This is a genomic window from Streptococcus sp. HCA-5024 (genome assembly GCF_037890265.1).
GTDB lineage: Bacteria > Bacillota > Bacilli > Lactobacillales > Streptococcaceae > Streptococcus > Streptococcus lingualis.
Window position 1 is genome coordinate 1 of record NZ_JBBKBR010000001.1, and the last position, 18413, is coordinate 18413.

Genomic DNA, 18413 nt, shown 5'->3' on the forward strand with positions numbered 1-18413 from the left:
AGAGATGCCGGGGCTTTTTTCTTTATAGTATGGCATGAAATAACTAAAGGATTCTTGTAAAATTGTAAGCGATTGGTAATATAATGTAAGGAATTTGTCATAATATTGAGGGAAAATAGGTATATAATAAGAGGAGAAAGAGTATGATAAGGAGGTAGAATAGTGACAAAAGAGCGAATTTATCATCTCTTGCATCATTTCTATAATCTCTTAATAAATGATTTTCCACGAAATGGATTAATTACGAAAGGAATCTACGAAGTAGAGCAAGTCTACCAAACCTTAGAAGCCATTCCTCAGAGTCAGGAGTACTTGATCCGCTGTGAAATTCAACAGTTTTTAAAGGAGCTTGAACAAGTTCAAACAGGTTATCAGATCCGCTTTAATAAAGATGAAGTCTTAGTGTTAGATGATTTGAAGCAAGAAATCGCCAGTAAATAATGAAAGGTCGTTATTTTCTCAATTTATTACGAATTAATAAGTGAGGAGGAAATTATGTACGACATATCATTTATTGAACCATCTTTGCTTCCTAGGGAGCGCTTAGTTTCTGAAGGGGTGGATAAGCTAAGTCATCAGGAATTGTTATCCATTCTCTTACGGACAGGTAACAAGCAAAAAAGCGTTTATGAGATTGCACAAGGTCTTTTGAGCTCGGTAAATAGTTTAAAGGAGTTAGGGCAATTAACCCTAGAGGAGCTACAGGAAATCTCTGGCATTGGGCGAGTGAAGGCCATCGAACTTCAGGCTGTGATTGAGTTTGGACGAAGGATTCATAAAGATGAATTGATGAGTTCTGAACAGATCATGAGCAGTCAGAAATTGGCCCATAAAATTCAACAGGAAATTGGCCATAAAAAGCAGGAGCACCTAGTTGCCCTTTATTTGAATACCCAAAATGAAATTATTCATCAACAGACGATCTTTATTGGAACAGTGAATCGAAGTATCGCGGAGCCGCGTGAAATCCTGCATTATGCACTGAAGCACATGGCAACCTCCATTATCTTGGCTCACAATCATCCATCTGGTGCTGTGTTCCCCAGTAAAAATGATGATGAAGTCACTCAGCGAGTCTTAGAGGCCTGTGAAGTAATGGGGTTGACCCTATTGGATCATTTGATTGTATCCGAAGAAAACTACTATAGTTATCGAGAAGAAACGGATTATTTGGTATAAAAAAGGTTGGAACCTTCTTGTTCCAACCTTTTTGTTGTTGAAGTATAAGTCTTTATTCTTCGTTTTTACGCATAAAATAAAGAAGTGTTTGCAATTCACTAGTAAGATCGACATATTGGACAACAACCTCTTTAGGAACTGTCAAATGGACTGGAGAAAAGCTTAGAATTCCTTTGACACCAGCATCTACTAAAAGACTAGCAACTTCTTGAGCCTTAACACTTGGAACAGTTAGAATGGCTGTTTGAATGCCTTCTTTTTTGAGATTCTCTTTGATCGTAGAAATCCCATAAATGGGGATCCCATCCTTACTTTTGGTATTAATCAGTTCATGATCATCTACATCAAAAGCCATGACAATTTTCATTTTATTTCGCTCATGGAAACGGTAATTAAGAAGGGCGCTTCCCATATTTCCGATCCCAACAATAGCGACATTAGTAATAGCATTGTCATTTAAAAGATCTGCAAAGAAGTTCATCAGTTTTTTTACATCATAACCAAATCCACGTCTTCCCAATTCACCAAAATAAGAAAAATCTCTGCGAACAGTAGCAGAGTCAATCCCAATTGCATCCGCAATTTGCTTGGAATTGGCGCGCTCTATTTTTTCAGAGTTAAAGCGTTTAAAAATGCGGTAGTAGAGCGATAAGCGTTTTGCTGTTGCGCGTGGAATTGGAGTATTTTTATCATGTTTCACAATATCACAACCTTTCCCTCTTATTGTATAGGAAGATTGTGAAAAAATCAACTATCTTGAACAGTTTTTCAAAAATATTTTTGTCTAAAGAAAAAGCTGATGGTGATGGGAGAGTTCCATCACCATCAGCTTAGTTTTCAGCTTGCTCTACCTTTTTCAAAAAAGCATAGAGCCCATCGACTCTCCCCTTATAGGGGAGTTTTTCACCCTTGTATTCAATGGAAACAATTGAGTAAGAGTCAGGCAGGGTTACACAGCCTGAAAATGCTAGGATGCAGGCTGCAAGGTCGGGATAAGTAGTCATTCGTTCTACTTGGTAAGCGTCGATATAAGTTAGGGTTACCATATTAGACCTCTGTTTTGTTGAAAATTTCTCTTTCGACAAGACTATCCATTAGGAAATAAAATTTTTGTTGGATAATGTCATTTTCTGGATTTTTAAAGATATTCACCAGACGAAGTCCAGACTTATCTGTAATATTGATTTTAAAACCTGTGAGGTCTTTGTTGAAGATAATTTTAAGCAAGAAGCCTTCACCGCTATTTGGAACAGCTTCGAGCAAACGATTTAACTCGTAATTTCCAACTTTTGTAACAGCAAATGTATTGTCACGTAAGGTATATTTTTTAACATTTGGGTGTAGACTATAGGTATATTTGCAGTCTTTCAATGAAACACTTGTTTCAAAAGCCATATTGTTCTCCTATGATAAAATTTCTTTAAGTTTTGAGAGGAAGTCTTGAACCTCCTCTACGGTATTGAGTTCTGAAAAACTAATTCGAAGGGATTCTTTTAGGCGTGAGCTATCTTTTCCATAGAGCGCCTCAAGGACATGGCTGGGTTGAACTGTACCGGCGGTACAAGCAGAACCTGTAGAGACAGAAATTCCAGCAAGATCGAGTCGCATCAATAATACATCATTTTGGACACCCGGAAAGCCAAGGTTCCAAACAAATGGAAGATGATCGTCATTCGCATTTACGTAGTAGTCGTAGGCTGCTAAACCATTGACTAGTTCCTGGCCAAGTTTTTGAACCTGGTTGAAATTTTCTTCTTGATGAAGTGTAGCTTGCTGAAGCGCAGTTGCCATCCCGACAATAGAAATGAGATTTTCCGTGCTGGCTCTCATCTTACTTTCCTGATCCCCACCATGGATGAGATTATCAAAGTCTGGGACAGCTGCATAAAGGAAACCAACTCCCTTTGGTCCATGGAATTTGTGGGCAGAAGCACTGAGAAAATCAATTCCCAACTCTTCGGGATAGACAGGGACCTTTCCGATTGCTTGGACAGCATCAACGTGAAAGGCAGCTGGATGATCTTTTAAGAGTTCTCCGATTTCTTTAATCGGTAGAAGATCGCCAGTCTCGTTATTGGCAAACATGGTAGAGACAAGAATAGTATCCGGTCTAAGAGCGGCCTTGATATCACTAGCCAGAATGCGTCCAACTCTTGGTTGGACGATCGTAACTTCAAAACCGAAACGTTCTACAAGGTATTCGATGGGTTCTAGAACCGCATGGTGTTCCAAAGCGGTCGTAATGATGTGTTTGCCATCTGCTTGGTGTTTCAAGCAGTAGCCTTTTATAACGGTATTATTACTTTCTGATCCACCTGAAGTGAAGAAAATACGATTTGGAAGAGTATGGAGAGACTGAGCAATCTGCTCGCGAGATTCCCGGAGAAGTTTACTAGCCATCCGTCCATGAGCATGAAGGCTCGATGGATTTCCAAAAGTGGTCTTCATAGTTTCAGACATTTTATCAATGACTTCAGGTAGAAGGGGAGTTGTTGCGGCATTATCAAAATATATCACATTAAGACCTTATTTCTTGTGGTAGGCAAATAGAGGACTAACAGGTTTTCTTTCTTGAATGCGAACAATAGCTTCAGCGATCAGTTCGCTAGCTGTCAGATAGTTAATATTTTTAGGAGTTGGTCCGTTTGGAGCAACAGAATCGGTTACTAAGATTTCTTTGATCGGAGCTTGGTCTAATAACTCGACAGCACCTTTTACAAATAAACCATGGCTTGATACAGCATAAATTTCAGTAGCACCTTCGCGTTCGACGATTTTCGCAGCTTCTGAGAATGTCTTACCAGTATTGAGGATATCGTCAATCAAGATCGCTTTCTTGTCTTTGACATCCCCGATAATATAGCCATAATCACGGTTCGCATCATCTTGCTCGTAATCAATGATCGCAATCGGTGCATCAAGATATTCTGCTAAACTGCGAGCTCGTTTGACACCAGAGTTTTTAGGGCTGACGACTACGACATCAGGACCAGTTAGACCTTTGTTGATGTAGTGTTCTGCAAAAAGTGGAATGGTAAAGAGGTTATCCACGGCAATATCGAAGAAACCTTGGACTTGCACTGCATGGAGATCCAGAGTGACGACACGATCCACCCCAGCTTTGACCAACATATTTGCGACAAGCTTAGCAGTAATTGGTTCGCGAGGAGCAGCAGTCCGGTCTTGGCGAGCATAACCGAAGTAAGGCATGACCACATTGACAGTATTTGCGCTGGCCCGTTGGCAAGCATCCACCATAATTAAGAGTTCCATCAAGTGATTGTTGACAGGGAAACTGGTTGATTGAATGATATAAATATCATATCCACGAACACTTTCCTCAATATTGACTTGGATTTCACCATCTGAGAATTGACGGGATGAAATTTTCCCAAGTGGAACCCCAGCATGATCCGCGATTTTTTGCGCAATCTCTGGATTTGAATTGAGAGAGAAGAGCTTCATATTTTTTTTATCTGACATGTGATTCCAACCTCATTTAGATTTTTGATCTTAGCACTATTTTAGCAAAAATTTGCGATAATTTCAGCTATTTTACAATCTTTCCGCCAATCTGGCGATTTTATTTTTTGCTGCTTTGTAGACGATTCCATGGTCTGTTATGAACTGATGGAAATTTTCTTCCTGTTCAGCAGTTTCGACCTCGATTTCCAACTCGTAATCTTCAGTGTCTAGATAGAGACTGTGGTCTAGTACCACCAATCCTGCAGCTGTTTCTTTTTCGAATCGTTCTGTTGTAAGGCTTCCCCAGACAGCGAGTTGCTCAACAGAGATTTCTTTAGAGATTAAGAGGTTTTTGATTTCTCCGTCAGGAAACTGTTGGTGTTGAAGGATCGCCTCGGTTTCTTCTGGGCTGAGGTCTTGATTGTACTCGAAATGGCCAACTGCCTCAGGGACCTTGAGAGTCAATTCAGCCTGATCTGTGAAAGTACGCACCCGCAAGGCCATTTTTTCCTTACGGATGAGCTGGTCGGGTGTATCGATATAGTGATTGGTTTGGACAACCAATTCTGTATCATCAAAAAGTGGAAGGAGGGATTGGTATTCCTCCTTGTCTAGCAAGGTTTTGTATTCAATTTCTAAATGGTTCATTTTGTAGTCCTTTACTTTTTTTCGAAAGCGATTCATGATATAATAAGAGATGTGTTTATTGTATACAAAAATGGTTCAGATTACAAGGTGGTAGGATGGCAATTGATTGGGAAAACTTCTTAGATCCGTATATCCAAGCAGTTGGGGAATTAAAAATCAAACTGCGTGGGATTCGTAAGCAATATCGTAAGCAACAAAAGCATTCTCCAATCGAGTTTGTCACAGGTCGGGTCAAGCCGATTGAGAGCATCCGTGAAAAGATGATCCGAAGAAATATTTCTGAAGAAAATCTGGCTCAGGATATGCAAGATATTGCTGGTCTTCGTATCATGGTTCAGTTTGTGGATGACGTCGAAGAGATCCTAGAGGTTCTGAGACAACGGCAGGATATGCGCGTGGTCCAAGAGCGAGATTACATCCGCCACAAGAAATCAAGTGGCTACCGGAGTTACCATGTCGTGGTCGAGTACCCGGTCGATACCATTGATGGAAATGAAACGATCTTAGCAGAGATTCAAATTCGGACCTTGTCCATGAATTTTTGGGCAACCATTGAACACTCGCTCAATTATAAATATAAAGGAGACTTTCCAGACGAGATCAAAAAACGCTTAGAGACGACAGCAAACCTGGCCTATCTCTTGGATGAAGAGATGGGGGCAATTCGGGATGCGATTCAGGAGGCTCAAGCCCTGTTTGATCCACTTCATCGTAAGTTAAATGATGGCGTTGGAAATAGTGATGACACAGATGAAGACTACAGGTAAAAAAGTATCCATTATTCGCAATCGCAAGCGTCAAAGTGAAGAGGTTTTTCAGCAGTTGCGCTACAAGCTTCGGAAAAATAATTTTATTTTGACGGAGAAGCACCCGGATATTGTGATTTCAATTGGTGGCGATGGGATGTTGCTATCGGCCTTTCACAAGTATGAACACCAGTTGGATCGGGTGCGATTTGTTGGCGTCCATACTGGACACTTAGGATTTTATACAGATTACTTAGACAGTGAAATCGATAAGCTGGTTGAGAACTTAAAATATGATACTGGAGCTAAGGTTTCTTACCCTATTTTGAATGTCAAGATTACTTTCGAAAATGGGGAAACCCGTACCATGAGAGCTTTGAACGAAGCGACGATTAAGAGAAGCGACCGGACCATGGTTGCCGATCTTACGATTAATGGAGTGGATTTTGAGCGCTTCAGAGGAGACGGGATTACCGTTTCGACTCCAACAGGAAGTACGGCTTACAACAAATCCTTAGGAGGAGCAGTCCTTCACCCGACTATTGAGGCGCTACAGATCGCTGAGATCGCCAGTCTCAACAATCGTGTCTATCGTACCTTGGGTTCTTCTGTTATTGTCCCTAAAAAGGATAAGATCGAGATTACACCGACAAGACCTGGCTTCCACATTATCTCTGTCGACAATTCAACCTATTCTTACCGTAATATTGCAAAGGTAGAATACCAGATTGACAACCATAAGATTAATTTTGTGGCAAGCTCCAGTCACACCAGCTTCTGGAATCGGGTCAAGGATGCCTTTATCGGAGATGATAGAGAATGAGATTTGAATTCATTGTCGATGAGCATGTCAAGGTCAAGACCTTCCTGAAAAAGCATGAGGTTTCTAAGGGGCTCTTAGCAAAGATTAAGTTTCGTGGTGGCCAGATCCTTGTCAATGGACGTCCGGAGAATGCAATTTATTTGTTGGATATTGGGGATCGCTTGGTCATTGATATTCCAGCAGAAGAAGGATTCGAAACCCTAAAACCCATGGATCGGCCTTTGGATATTTTGTTTGAAGATGATCATTTTTTGGTCTTAAACAAACCCTTTGGCATTGCATCGATTCCAAGTGCGATTCATTCCAATACCTTAGCCAATTTTGTAAAAGGCTACTATGTGAAGCAGGGCTACGAGAACCAGCAGGTTCACATTGTCACTCGCTTGGACAAGGATACAAGTGGCGTTATGCTCTTTGCTAAGCATGGTTATGCCCATGCCCGCTTGGATAAGCAATTGCAGTCTAAAACGATTCAGAAACGCTATTATGCCTTGGTTAAGGGTTCTGGGAAGCTTGATCCTGTCGGAGAGATTATTGCTCCGATTGCGCGTGATGAAGAGTCAATTATCACCCGAAAGGTAGCTAAAGGCGGCAAGTATGCTCGTACTAGCTACCAGGTTGTTCAATCTTTTGGTGATATGCACCTATTGGATATTCAGTTACACACAGGTCGGACTCATCAGATCCGCGTTCATTTTTCCCATATTGGTTTTCCGCTCTTGGGAGATGATCTTTATGGCGGGAGTTTAGAAGACGGCATTGAGCGTCAGGCCCTTCATTGTCATCGTCTATCCTATTATCATCCATTTCTAGAGGAAGAGTTGGTCATAGAAAGTCCACTACCTCCAGATTTCCAAGCTGTATTAACACAGCTTCAAACTAGTTATTAATTATTAAAAGGAGTAAAACTCATGGAAGTTTTCGAAAATCTCAAAGCCAACCTCGTTGGTAAGAATGCACGTATTGTATTACCAGAAGGTGAAGAACCTCGTATCCTCCAAGCGACAAAACGCATTGTGAACGAGACAGAAGTAACCCCTGTCTTGCTTGGTAATCCAGATAAAATTCGGATTTATCTTGAAATCGAAGGGGTTTTGGATGGATATGAAGTCATCGATCCTCATTCTTATCCAGGTTTTGAAGAAATGGTAGCTTCCTTAGTAGAACGTCGTAAGGGCAAAATGACAGAAGAAGAAGCGCGTCAAGTTTTGAAAGACGACGTTAACTATTTTGGTGTCATGTTGGTGCACATGGGAATTGTTGATGGGATGGTATCTGGTGCGATTCACTCAACAGCCGCAACTGTTCGTCCGGCTCTTCAAATTATCAAAACTCGTCCAAATGTAAAACGGACTTCAGGGGCTTTCCTTATGGTTCGTGGATCTGAACGCTACTTGTTTGGGGACTGTGCCATCAATATCAATCCAGATGCTGAAGGATTAGCCGAAATTGCCATCAACTCAGCTATTACCGCCAAGATGTTTGGCATTGATCCAAAAATTGCTATGTTGAGCTATTCAACAAAAGGATCTGGTTTCGGTGAAAGTGTTGATAAGGTTGTCGAAGCGACTAAGCTTGCTCATGAACTTCGTCCAGACCTTGAAATTGACGGGGAATTGCAATTTGACGCAGCCTTTGTCCCTGCGACTGCAGCCTTGAAGGCTCCAGGAAGCAAGGTAGCAGGTCAAGCCAATGTCTTTATCTTCCCTGGTATTGAAGCAGGTAACATCGGATACAAGATGGCAGAACGTCTTGGTGGCTTTGCAGCGGTAGGTCCAGTATTGCAAGGGTTGAACAAACCAGTCAATGACCTCTCTCGTGGATGTAATGCAGATGACGTCTATAAATTAACCTTGATTACGGCTGCTCAAGCTGTGGAGCAATAAGAAATAAATTTAGAGCGTGGGACAGAAATTGGTAATTCGTTAGAATTCGATTTCGTCGTCCCACCTCCGCACAGTTGAGTAGGGCTGTAAAAGCTGATGAAATCAGCGTAGTAGAACCCACTCAGCCACTGCGTCTTGCTCGACAATCCAAAAATAATTGAGAGGCTAGGACTTTTGTCCCAGCCTCTTTTTCTTTATAAAATCAGAATTTCTATACTCTAACTCATTCTGTGGTATACTAGGAATATGTTAGATGTAAAAGATTACGGGATTACCATGTGGGAGGAGGAAAAAATTGCTTCCTTCCGAGAAAAGTTATTAGCCTGGTATGATGCCCATAAACGGGATCTTCCCTGGAGAAGGACCCAGGATCCTTATAAAATTTGGATCTCAGAAATTATGCTCCAGCAGACACGTGTCGATACGGTGATTCCTTATTATGAACGTTTTTTAGACTGGTTTCCGACGGTCGCTGATTTGGCTCAAGCCCCTGAAGAAAAACTCTTAAAAGCTTGGGAAGGCTTGGGGTATTACTCACGTGTCCGCAATATGCAGAAAGCTGCCCAGCAGATAATGGAAAATCACGGAGGAGTGTTTCCATCAAGTTATGAGGAAATATCTAAACTCAAGGGAATTGGGCCTTATACAGCTGGTGCCATTGCTAGTATTGCCTTTGGATTACCAGAGCCAGCAGTGGATGGCAATGTCATGCGTGTTCTAGCTCGCTTGTTTGAGGTGGACTACGATATCGGAGTTCCAACCAATCGCAAGATTTTTCAAGCCATGATGGAAATCTTGATCGATCCGGCCCGGCCGGGTGATTTCAATCAGGCCTTGATGGATTTGGGCTCCGATATTGAGTCCCCAGTCAATCCACGTCCGGAAGAGAGTCCTGTTAAGGAATTTAGCGCGGCCTACCAACATGGGACCATGGATCGTTATCCCATTAAGGCTCCTAAAAAGAAACCGGTACCTGTCTATCTAACAGCCTTTATTATCAAGGATAGTCAAGGACGCTACTTGCTGGAGAAAAATGAGCGAGATGGGCTTTTATCAGGTTTCTGGCATTTCCCCTTGATCGAAGTGGATGGCCTATCTGAGAACCTAGGTCAATTATCTCTATTGGATGGGAAGGGGGAAGCAGAGAGTAACCCAGAAATTATTTCTTTTGAACAGGACTATGACTTGGCCATTGATTGGCAAGACAGATCGTATCCTATCGTTCAGCATATCTTTTCGCATCGCAAGTGGCAGGTTCAGATTCGATACGGCCTAGTAAAAGAAGGAGAGCAACCAGCAAGCGAATCGACTGTTTGGTTAACACCAGAAGAATTTTCCGATTATCCTTTTGCTAAACCCCAGCAGAAGATTTGGACGACTTTTTCGGAAAATGAAAATAGCTAGAGATTATTCTCTAGCTAATTTTTTTATAGATGAGCGAATGCTTTGATTTCTTCTTCAGACATGGATGAGTCGCAACGAACAGTGACTTCACCGGATTCGACATGTAAAAATCCTGGGACAGTTGGGATGCCGTAAGTTGAGCGGAAGCCTTGTAATGCGTCTAGCTGACTTGGTTCTTCACTATTAATAAAATAGATATGAGCTTTTGTTTCAGCTACGACAGTTGCTAACTTAGCAGCGAACTTCCGGCAGTAAGGACAAGTCTTGCGTCCGATAAAGAAGGTCGCTGTTTCTTTATGATCGATCGCTTCTTGCGCACGTGCGACAGTTGTGACTTCAAGATCTTTAATATCTTCTAAAAATTGTTCCATGAGATTACCTCGCTTTCTTCTAAGTCTAGTATGCCATATTTTCTATAAAATCGCTGGTATTTGCTACGAAAGAAAGAGAGAGTGGGAGAGAAATCGGTAATTCGTTAGAATTCGATTTCGTCGTCCCACCTCCGCACAGTTTAGTAGGGCTGTAAAAGCTGATAAAATCAGCGTACTAGATAGAGCCCACTCAACCACTGCGTCTTGCTCGACAATCCAAAAATAATTGAGAGGCTAGGACTTTTGTCCCAGCCTCGTGTTTTAGCCTACAAAAGCATTGATTTCTGCTTCGATCTTCGCAATTTTTTCTTTAGCATCTGCTTCAGATTCACCAACTGTAGCGATGTAGAATTTGATTTTTGGTTCTGTACCTGAAGGACGAACGGCAAACCATGAATCATCAGCCAAGATGTATTTAAGAACGTTGCTTGGAGGAGTTGTCAATTTTTCAACGCCGTCAGCAGTAGTAGCTGTTTGTTCCAAGAAGTCTTCTGTCTTAGCAATGTCTGTATTGTTAAATTGTTTAGGAGCATTACCACGGAATTTATCCATGATTTTCTTGATTTCAGCAGCCCCGTCCACACCTGAAAGGGTAACAGAGATGGTTTTTTCTGCGAAGTAACCGTATTGTTTGTAGATTTCTTCGATACCATCTGCCAAAGTCATACCACGTGAGCGGTAGTAAGCTGCGATTTCAGCAACGATAAGAACGGCTTGGATAGCGTCTTTGTCACGTACGAATGGTTTGATCAGGTAACCGAAGCTTTCTTCGAAACCAAGCATGTAAGTGTGGTTATGTTGTGTTTCAAATTCATGAATTTTTTCACCGATAAATTTGAAACCAGTCAAGACGTTAAACATCGTTGCGCCGTAGCTTTCTGCAATCTTAGTCACCAACTCAGTTGATACGATGGATTTACAGAGGGCAGCATTGGCAGGAAGTGTACCAGCTGTTTTGTGAGCTTCAAGAATGTATTTAGCAATGATCGCTCCGATTTGGTTACCAGAAAGGTTGAGGTAAGAACCGTCTGGTTGGCGGATTTCAACACCAAGGCGGTCAGCATCTGGGTCAGTTGCAACCAATACATCAGCGTCTACTTTGCGACCAAGTTCTTCAGCAAGAGCAAAGGCAGCTTGGTTTTCAGGGTTTGGAGATTTAACAGTTGAGAAGTCAGCATCTGGAACAGCTTGAGCTTCAACAACTTGAACAGCTTCAAATCCAGCTTGGGCAAGAGCACGACGAGCCAACATTTCACCAGTACCATGAAGTGGAGTGTAGACAATCTTCATGTCACGACCATATTCATTGATCAAGTCTTGGTTGATGTTAACGCCTTTCACTTCTTTCAAGTATTCAGCGTCGACGTTTTCACCGATAACTTCAATCAAGCCGTTAGCTTTGCTTTCTTCAAGGTCAGCTAATTGTACAGTGAAAGGATTTTCGATAGCACGGATGTAATCTGTCAATGCATCAGCATCTGCTGGAGGCATTTGTCCACCGTCTTCACCGTATACCTTGTATCCGTTAAATGGAGCAGGGTTGTGGCTAGCGGTTACCATGATCCCAGCAAATGTGTGAAGATGACGAACAGCAAATGACAATTCCGGTGTTGGACGTAGGCTTTCAAATACATAAGATTTGATTCCGTGTGCAGCTAAAACTTGAGCAGATTCAAAAGCAAACTCTGGAGAGAAGTGACGGCTGTCGTAGGCGATCGCAACGCCGCGTTTCTTCGCTTCCTCACCTTTTGAGTCGATCAATTGGGCCAACCCTTCAGTTGCTTGGCGAACAACATAGATATTAATACGGTTAGTACCAGCACCGATTAATCCACGCATACCAGCTGTACCGAATTCTAGGTTGGTATAGAAGGCATCTTCTTTTGTTTTTTCATCCATTGCGACCAACTCATCACGAAGGTAAGCTGGTAATTCAGCAAAGTCGAGCCATTTTTGGTAGTTTTCTTGATAGGTCATGCAAGCGTCTCCTTTTTGCTTATAATTTAATCGCTTACATTATAGCAAATTTTTTCAGAAAATTCTAGCGATAATTGTAAATCTTTTCAAAAAAATAGGGTTAATTCACCATCAAAAAAAGCCAAGATAAATTGGTCTTGGCTTGAAAGGTTATTTTAATTTTTCAAGAGATGGAACGACTGCACTGGTAATGAGTACTGTCGCAATGACTTCGATGAGTGAGTTAGTAGAGACAATCAAGGCTAGGAAATGTTGAATCCCACCACCGAAGCTATTTCCAAAGAAGAAATAAATCCCACTTAGAACGAAAATAGTATTGGTCATAGAGCCGACAATTCCAGCGATCACAAGTCCTGTACGATTGCGAATCCAACGATAGACGAAGTAAGGGGTTACCCCGATGAGAATCCGAGGGACTATGGCAATGATAAGGGAGTAGAGATTCCCGTGAGGAACAAAGGGACTAAAGAGATAGCTGGCTGGTGTTATAATCAGGGTATTCATGGTGAGGCTAAAGAGTCCCATGAGGAGTCCTAAGATAGCTCCAATCCGTGGACCGTATATGATAGAGGCGATCACGACAGGAATATGAACCAAGGTTGGTTGAATTCCTGATGGAACAAATTGCAGAATGAAAGATGTCACAAAGTGAATGGTAATCATCACTGCAAAAAAGATGGCAATTCGTGAAATAGAAGATGACTTTCTCATAAACAATTCTCCTTAACAGCTTCAACAATAGATTCTACAGTCGCTAGAGCTCCAGAACCTTTGTCCCCGCAAGCAAGAATAGCATCACGAGGTTGGATAATCTGGTAACCATAGTCTTGTAAGAGTTTTAGATTTCGTTGGGTAGCGGGATGTTCTAACATTTTTGTATTCATAGCAGGGGCCAGTAATTTTTTAGTCCTTTGAGGCAAGGCTAGAGCTGTGCTTGTGACCATATTATCTGCCAGTCCAATAGCCAATTTAGCAATGGTATTGGCACTGGCTGGCGCTACAAGAAAGAGGTCAGTTTCTTTCCCAAGGTCGATGTGCTCGATCCGCTGTGGATCGTCTTCAATCATAACATCTAGCCCGACTTGATTCTTTGAAAGAACTTGCAAGGTTAAAGGGGTGATAAATTTTTGGGCTGAAGGAGTCATGAGGACTTTCACTTCAAAGCCCAATTTGGTTAGTTGGCTGGTAATATCAGCCGCTTTATAGGCGGAAATACTACCGGTAACCGCTAAAGTAATGTGTGTCATAAGTTCCTTTTTATTTGATATAACGTAGGATAGCCTCTGCGATTTCTGCTTTCGTAGAAGCTTCTAGGACCTGATCATCTGTCACTAGATAGGCTTGATGCTGACCGTTATGAATCTTGGTCAGATCGTTGGCAACGATCATGCTGGCATGATTTTTAACGAGGCTTTCACGCGCTACATGGATCAACTCTTCAGAAGAAACGTCGACTAAAAGCTTAAAGCCGATCAGTTGAATAGCAGGGTTCCATTCTTTGACGAGCGAGATAATCTTGGGATTTTTCTTTAGAAAGAGCACTTGGTATTCTTCTTTGGAAGAAATTTTCGGTTCCTGATTTTCGCGATGGATAAAGCTATGAAGGTCTTGAGCCTTCTCAACTTCCTCAAGGCCTGTCATGTAAACAGGTGTGTAGTCTGAGACTGCCATAGCGTGAATCAAAACCTGATGATGAGGGACTTCCGTTTTCATTTGTGTGAGAAGTTCTTCGACATTCTGGATCAATAGAAGTCGAAGCTGTGGATGAGGATCGGGTTTAAGCGCGGTAGGCGTTGTGATCAAGGTCACCTGATGTCCCTTTGCAAGAGCCATTTCTGCAAGAATTTTCCCTAGGCTCCCGGTGGAATGATTGGTGATCGAACGAACACTATCAATGGCTTCGCTGGTTCCGCCTGATGTAATTAAAATATGCATATGCTTATTTTACACAAAAAAGATACATAAGTAAAGTTATGAAGCTATTAGGATTAGCTATGTGTAGCCATAAAATTTACATAAAAAACGAACGTTCGATTCAAAAGGTGGAAAAACCATGTCATTTTCGCGAATTTTAGGTATAATAGACCTATCAAATATAAAGGAGTCCCTTATGAAAACAGATATCGAAATTGCTCAAAGCATTGAACTCCAACCGATTGTGGACGTTGTTAAGAAGATCGGTTTGGTAGACGATGATCTTGAATTGTATGGAAAATACAAGGCGAAATTGAGCTTTGATAAGATTCGTGAAGTTGAGAAAAATCCAGTAGGAAAACTTATCTTAGTCACTGCGATCAACCCAACTCCAGCTGGAGAAGGGAAATCAACCATTACCATTGGTCTAGCAGATGCTTTGAATAAAATCGGTAAAAAAACCATGATTGCCATTCGCGAACCTTCTTTAGGTCCAGTTATGGGGATTAAAGGTGGTGCTGCTGGTGGTGGCTATGCCCAAGTTCTACCGATGGAAGACATCAACCTTCATTTCACAGGGGATATGCATGCGATCACAACGGCTAATAACGCTCTCTCAGCATTGATTGATAATCATTTGCATCAAGGAAATGAGCTAGGTATTGACCAACGTCGGATTATCTGGAAACGGGTAGTGGACTTGAATGACCGTGCTTTGCGACACGTATCGGTTGGTCTCGGTGGACCGCTCAATGGGATTCCGCGTGAAGACGGATTTGATATTACCGTTGCTTCTGAGATTATGGCCATCCTTTGCTTGGCGACAGATATTGAAGATTTGAAACGTCGTTTGGCCAACATCGTGATTGGTTACCGTTTTGATCGTAGCCCGGTCTATGTCCATGATTTGGAAGTGGAAGGTGCACTCGCCTTGATCCTCAAAGATGCGATCAAGCCAAACTTGGTTCAAACCATCTATGGTACACCTGCCTTTGTTCACGGTGGTCCATTTGCCAATATCGCCCATGGATGTAACTCTGTATTAGCAACGACGACAGCTCTTCATTTAGCTGACTATACGATTACAGAAGCAGGATTTGGGGCTGACCTTGGCGCTGAAAAATTCCTTGATATTAAAACTCCAAACTTGCCTACATCACCAGATGCGGTTGTGATTGTAGCGACTCTCCGTGCTCTTAAGATGAATGGTGGAGTGACCAAGGATGCTTTGACTGAAGAGAATGTAGAAGCTGTTCGTGCTGGTTTTGCCAACTTGAAACGTCACGTTGAAAATATCCGTAAGTTTGGTATTCCTGCAGTGGTTGCCATCAATGAATTTATCACTGATACAGAAGCAGAAATTGCTGCTTTGAAAGAATTGTGTGCTGAAATTGAGGTGCCAGTTGAGCTTGCGAGTGTATGGGCGAATGGTGCTGACGGTGGAGTTGAACTTGCTGAAACTTTGGTTAAAACCATCGAAACAAGTCCAGCTAACTACACACGCTTGTATGATAACAACCTTTCTGTTGAAGAAAAAATTGAAAAGATTGTTACAGAAATTTATCGCGGTACTAAGGTGAATTTTGAGAAGAAAGCCAAGACACAAATTGCCCAAATCGTGAAAAATGGTTGGGATAAGTTGCCAATCTGTATGGCCAAAACACAATATAGCTTCTCTGATAATCCAAATGCCTTGGGAGCTCCTGAAAACTTTGAAATCACTATCCGTGAAGTGGTTCCAAAATTGGGAGCAGGCTTTATTGTAGCTTTGACTGGGGATGTGATGACCATGCCTGGTTTACCAAAACGTCCAGCTGCTTTGAATATGGATGTGGCTGCTGATGGAACAGCCATCGGTTTGTTCTAATAGCTAGATATCTAAAAACAACTTCTGTTCAAATGAGCAGAAGTTGTTTTGGTCTTGTTAATCAATCATTATTCAGTAAGGAGTTGGTACCTGATTTTTCGATAGATTATGATGAGCTGTAGGGTCATGGGAATCCAGATAAGGGGTTCGCAGAGAATGACCCCCATGTAGCCAGTGTGAGGAATAATCCACAGAACGAAGAAAATTTTTCCAAACAATTCAATAAAACTGGATGTGAGTGGGGTTAATTTTTTACCCATTCCCTGTAGGGCATTTCTCAGGATGATGAGACTCGCCAAAATAGGATAAAAGCAAGAGCTGATCTGGAGATAAAGACTGGCATTTGCAATGAGATCAGGATTTGTCGAGCCGGAAATAAAGCTGGTTAAAGACGGACTTGTGAAGAATAGAAGAGCAGCAACCAAGACAGACCAAACCCAAGAAAGAAGGTTGGTAATGGTAACGCCTTTTTTGATCCGCTGGAATTGCTCTGCGCCAAAATTCTGCGAGATAAAGGTTGTGATACTTGAGGCGATAGCTGTAATCGGTAAAACGGCAAAGGACATGATGCGACGGGCTGCGACCTGTGCACTGATAATGGTTGTTCCAAGCTGATTAATAGCGGATTGGAGGATAACCGTCCCGATCGAAACGATGGAAGTCATGAGGCCCATGGCAAGTCCCTGACTTAGCAGATCCTGATAAAGCTCCTTGTCCCAAACAAAATCCTTGCGATGCGGGAGTAGAAAAGGGACCTTCTTACGAATATAGAGAAGACAAAGAAGGGCCGAAATACCCTGGGCAATAATGGTCGCAATTCCAGCGGATTGGACTCCGAGATGGAGTTGGGTAATAAAATATAGATCGAGAAGAATATTGAGAATGGCAGCGATAATCAGGAAGTAGAGTGCCGCTAAGCTATCGCCAACCGCTCTAAGAAGTCCGGCACAAAGATTATAGGCAAAAGTCACAGCAACACCATTAACAATAGTAGCGATATAGAGATAAGACTGAGACACAATGGCTGATGGGGTCCCTAAAAACTGGAGCAGGGGATAAAGTCCGACAGCACCAATGAAGATTACGAAGAGACTGAGAATGCAACCAATAGTAGCAGTTGCGGCGACTGATTTTCGTAATTGGTCTTCGTTTTTGGCTCCATAATTTCTCGCGATAATGATGCCCATCCCATTTCCGACACCGACAGCAAATCCAACGATCAAATCAAATATAGCAGAGGTTGCTCCAACGGCTGCCAATGATTTTTGACCTAAAAAACGCCCTACAATCATAACGTCCGAGGTATTGTAGAGTTGTTGAAAGATATTGGACAAAAGAATAGGAAAGGCAAAACTCAAAAGAGCGGGTAAAATAGGACCATCTATGAGGTCCACACGTTGAATTCTTTTCATAGTGTCATTATACCAACTTCAGGAACTAGCGACAAGCGTCGATAGTTGAAGGCCCTTACATTTTTTGGTATAATCAGGGCAGAAAAGGAGGCTTTTATGAGCTTAACCAGCCAATTAATCACGGAAACGTTCCCAGATCTGGACAAGGTCGAGAGGCTGAATATCGAGGCATTTCCAGAAGAAGAGCGAGTTCCTTTGTCGGAATACCTGCGTTATACGGACAATGACGATGCTAATTTTTTTGCTTTTTATAACGAAGAAGAATTTGTAGGATTTGCTTTTTCTATCTATAATCAGAAAGTTTTTTATGTTAGCTTCTTTGCCATTATGCCCCACCTACGTAGCCACGGTTATGGTCAAGAAATCATTGAAAAATTGGTAGAATTTTACCAAAGAACCATGATACTTGAAGTGGAACGATTGGATGAAGAATGTGACAATCTAGAGCAACGCCAGTCTCGGATGGATTTCTATAAGCGCAATGGATTTAAAACTGCCAATGCCTTTTTAGAATACGAAGGACTGAGCTTTGAAATTCTCTATCGGGGTGATCACTTTGACGAAGAGGCTTATCGCGATATTTTCCGTAAACTGCAGGAAGAAAATTATTTCGATTTCCGCATTAAATATAGACGCTTTAGTGACCACTAGACAAGAAGGAGGCTGGGACAAAAGTCCTAGCCTCTCAAATATTTTTGGATTGTCGAGCAAGACGCAGTGG

General features: G+C 41.9%; 21 protein-coding genes. 9 read left to right on the top strand and 12 right to left on the bottom strand.

The window, feature by feature from the left end; genetic code table 11:
- Positions 1-162: 162 nt before the first annotated feature.
- Entirely contained in the window at positions 163-441 is a 279-nt protein-coding gene (locus WKT08_RS00005) for a hypothetical protein (RefSeq protein ID WP_021153142.1), read from the top strand.
- 54 nt (positions 442-495) lie between these two features.
- Complete coding sequence (gene radC / locus WKT08_RS00010) at positions 496-1179, top strand: RadC family protein (protein ID WP_049506208.1); 684 nt, start codon at positions 496-498, stop codon at positions 1177-1179.
- A 52-nt stretch (positions 1180-1231) separates the two neighbouring features.
- Here radC and WKT08_RS00015 read toward each other — a convergent pair whose 3' ends face one another.
- The 6 genes from WKT08_RS00015 to WKT08_RS00040 form a co-directional block, all read right to left on the bottom strand.
- Positions 1232-1879, bottom strand: a complete 648-nt coding sequence (locus WKT08_RS00015; protein WP_049506210.1) for a redox-sensing transcriptional repressor Rex — start codon at positions 1877-1879, stop codon at positions 1232-1234.
- Between the two features lie 130 nt (positions 1880-2009).
- Positions 2010-2225: a DUF4649 family protein gene (locus WKT08_RS00020; protein WP_003015144.1), complete on the bottom strand. Its 216-nt coding sequence runs from the start codon at positions 2223-2225 to the stop codon at positions 2010-2012.
- Between the two features lies 1 nt (position 2226).
- Entirely contained in the window at positions 2227-2574 is a 348-nt protein-coding gene (locus WKT08_RS00025; RefSeq protein ID WP_003015156.1) for a DUF1831 domain-containing protein, read from the bottom strand.
- A 9-nt stretch (positions 2575-2583) separates the two neighbouring features.
- The gene (locus WKT08_RS00030) at positions 2584-3696 is read right to left on the bottom strand and encodes a cysteine desulfurase family protein (RefSeq protein ID WP_049506211.1); all 1113 of its coding nucleotides are present in this window, start codon (positions 3694-3696) and stop codon (positions 2584-2586) included.
- Between the two features lie 9 nt (positions 3697-3705).
- Positions 3706-4662 (bottom strand): ribose-phosphate diphosphokinase, encoded by a 957-nt coding sequence (locus WKT08_RS00035; protein WP_003007186.1) that lies wholly within the window; start codon positions 4660-4662, stop codon positions 3706-3708.
- 72 nt (positions 4663-4734) lie between these two features.
- Complete coding sequence (locus WKT08_RS00040) at positions 4735-5292, bottom strand: CYTH domain-containing protein (RefSeq protein WP_340279458.1); 558 nt, start codon at positions 5290-5292, stop codon at positions 4735-4737.
- A 95-nt stretch (positions 5293-5387) separates the two neighbouring features.
- On the opposite strand from WKT08_RS00040, the gene WKT08_RS00045 reads away from it, so the two are divergent.
- The 5 genes from WKT08_RS00045 (at position 5388) to mutY (ending at position 10151) form a co-directional block, all read left to right on the top strand.
- On the top strand, positions 5388-6059 hold the full coding sequence (locus WKT08_RS00045) for a GTP pyrophosphokinase (protein ID WP_023918039.1): 672 nt from the start codon (positions 5388-5390) through the stop codon (positions 6057-6059).
- Positions 6043-6861 (top strand): NAD kinase, encoded by an 819-nt coding sequence (locus WKT08_RS00050; protein WP_282188909.1) that lies wholly within the window; start codon positions 6043-6045, stop codon positions 6859-6861. The genes WKT08_RS00045 and WKT08_RS00050 overlap by 17 nt, the downstream gene beginning before the upstream one ends.
- Positions 6858-7751, top strand: a complete 894-nt coding sequence (locus WKT08_RS00055; protein WP_340279459.1) for an RluA family pseudouridine synthase — start codon at positions 6858-6860, stop codon at positions 7749-7751. The genes WKT08_RS00050 and WKT08_RS00055 overlap by 4 nt, the downstream gene beginning before the upstream one ends.
- A gap of 21 nt (positions 7752-7772) precedes the next feature.
- Positions 7773-8747: a phosphate acetyltransferase gene (pta, locus tag WKT08_RS00060; RefSeq protein WP_021153149.1), complete on the top strand. Its 975-nt coding sequence runs from the start codon at positions 7773-7775 to the stop codon at positions 8745-8747.
- Between the two features lie 246 nt (positions 8748-8993).
- A complete protein-coding gene (mutY, locus tag WKT08_RS00065) occupies positions 8994-10151 on the top strand; it encodes an A/G-specific adenine glycosylase (RefSeq protein ID WP_340279460.1) in 1158 nt (385 codons plus the stop codon).
- A gap of 23 nt (positions 10152-10174) precedes the next feature.
- Here mutY and WKT08_RS00070 read toward each other — a convergent pair whose 3' ends face one another.
- The 5 genes from WKT08_RS00070 to WKT08_RS00090 form a co-directional block, all read right to left on the bottom strand.
- Positions 10175-10522, bottom strand: coding sequence for a thioredoxin (locus WKT08_RS00070; RefSeq protein WP_340279461.1), 348 nt, complete (start codon positions 10520-10522; stop codon positions 10175-10177).
- A gap of 261 nt (positions 10523-10783) precedes the next feature.
- Positions 10784-12499, bottom strand: a complete 1716-nt coding sequence (locus WKT08_RS00075; protein WP_340279462.1) for a phospho-sugar mutase — start codon at positions 12497-12499, stop codon at positions 10784-10786.
- A 150-nt stretch (positions 12500-12649) separates the two neighbouring features.
- A complete protein-coding gene (locus WKT08_RS00080) occupies positions 12650-13210 on the bottom strand; it encodes an ECF transporter S component (protein WP_150906024.1) in 561 nt (186 codons plus the stop codon).
- Complete coding sequence (gene coaC / locus WKT08_RS00085; RefSeq protein ID WP_223141917.1) at positions 13207-13746, bottom strand: phosphopantothenoylcysteine decarboxylase; 540 nt, start codon at positions 13744-13746, stop codon at positions 13207-13209. Before coaC ends, WKT08_RS00080 begins: the two co-directional genes overlap by 4 nt.
- A gap of 10 nt (positions 13747-13756) precedes the next feature.
- Entirely contained in the window at positions 13757-14434 is a 678-nt protein-coding gene (locus WKT08_RS00090) for a phosphopantothenate--cysteine ligase (protein WP_340279463.1), read from the bottom strand.
- Positions 14435-14609: 175 nt separating this feature from the next.
- On the opposite strand from WKT08_RS00090, the gene WKT08_RS00095 reads away from it, so the two are divergent.
- On the top strand, positions 14610-16280 hold the full coding sequence (locus tag WKT08_RS00095; RefSeq protein ID WP_340279464.1) for a formate--tetrahydrofolate ligase: 1671 nt from the start codon (positions 14610-14612) through the stop codon (positions 16278-16280).
- Between the two features lie 68 nt (positions 16281-16348).
- Here the strand turns inward: WKT08_RS00095 and WKT08_RS00100 are convergent, their stop codons facing one another.
- Entirely contained in the window at positions 16349-17692 is a 1344-nt protein-coding gene (locus WKT08_RS00100; protein WP_340279465.1) for an MATE family efflux transporter, read from the bottom strand.
- 96 nt (positions 17693-17788) lie between these two features.
- Here WKT08_RS00100 and WKT08_RS00105 point away from each other — a divergent pair, with 96 nt between their 5' ends.
- The gene (locus WKT08_RS00105) at positions 17789-18343 is read left to right on the top strand and encodes a GNAT family N-acetyltransferase (RefSeq protein ID WP_003011957.1); all 555 of its coding nucleotides are present in this window, start codon (positions 17789-17791) and stop codon (positions 18341-18343) included.
- Positions 18344-18413 lie beyond the last annotated feature (70 nt).

Bases quoted from the DNA above. Each gene is read 5' to 3' on its own strand.
- radC (WP_049506208.1), top strand. From the start codon at position 496: ATGTACGACATATCATTTATTGAACCATCTTTGCTTCCTAGGGAGCGC.
- WKT08_RS00020 (WP_003015144.1), bottom strand. From the start codon at position 2,225: ATGGTAACCCTAACTTATATCGACGCTTACCAAGTAGAACGAATGACT.
- WKT08_RS00025 (WP_003015156.1), bottom strand. From the start codon at position 2,574: ATGGCTTTTGAAACAAGTGTTTCATTGAAAGACTGCAAATATACCTAT.
- WKT08_RS00035 (WP_003007186.1), bottom strand. From the start codon at position 4,662: ATGTCAGATAAAAAAAATATGAAGCTCTTCTCTCTCAATTCAAATCCA.
- WKT08_RS00040 (WP_340279458.1), bottom strand. From the start codon at position 5,292: ATGAACCATTTAGAAATTGAATACAAAACCTTGCTAGACAAGGAGGAA.
- WKT08_RS00045 (WP_023918039.1), top strand. From the start codon at position 5,388: ATGGCAATTGATTGGGAAAACTTCTTAGATCCGTATATCCAAGCAGTT.
- WKT08_RS00050 (WP_282188909.1), top strand. From the start codon at position 6,043: ATGAAGACTACAGGTAAAAAAGTATCCATTATTCGCAATCGCAAGCGT.
- WKT08_RS00055 (WP_340279459.1), top strand. From the start codon at position 6,858: ATGAGATTTGAATTCATTGTCGATGAGCATGTCAAGGTCAAGACCTTC.
- pta (WP_021153149.1), top strand. From the start codon at position 7,773: ATGGAAGTTTTCGAAAATCTCAAAGCCAACCTCGTTGGTAAGAATGCA.
- mutY (WP_340279460.1), top strand. From the start codon at position 8,994: ATGTTAGATGTAAAAGATTACGGGATTACCATGTGGGAGGAGGAAAAA.
- WKT08_RS00070 (WP_340279461.1), bottom strand. From the start codon at position 10,522: ATGGAACAATTTTTAGAAGATATTAAAGATCTTGAAGTCACAACTGTC.
- WKT08_RS00075 (WP_340279462.1), bottom strand. From the start codon at position 12,499: ATGACCTATCAAGAAAACTACCAAAAATGGCTCGACTTTGCTGAATTA.
- WKT08_RS00080 (WP_150906024.1), bottom strand. From the start codon at position 13,210: ATGAGAAAGTCATCTTCTATTTCACGAATTGCCATCTTTTTTGCAGTG.
- coaC (WP_223141917.1), bottom strand. From the start codon at position 13,746: ATGACACACATTACTTTAGCGGTTACCGGTAGTATTTCCGCCTATAAA.
- WKT08_RS00090 (WP_340279463.1), bottom strand. From the start codon at position 14,434: ATGCATATTTTAATTACATCAGGCGGAACCAGCGAAGCCATTGATAGT.
- WKT08_RS00095 (WP_340279464.1), top strand. From the start codon at position 14,610: ATGAAAACAGATATCGAAATTGCTCAAAGCATTGAACTCCAACCGATT.
- WKT08_RS00100 (WP_340279465.1), bottom strand. From the start codon at position 17,692: ATGAAAAGAATTCAACGTGTGGACCTCATAGATGGTCCTATTTTACCC.
- WKT08_RS00105 (WP_003011957.1), top strand. From the start codon at position 17,789: ATGAGCTTAACCAGCCAATTAATCACGGAAACGTTCCCAGATCTGGAC.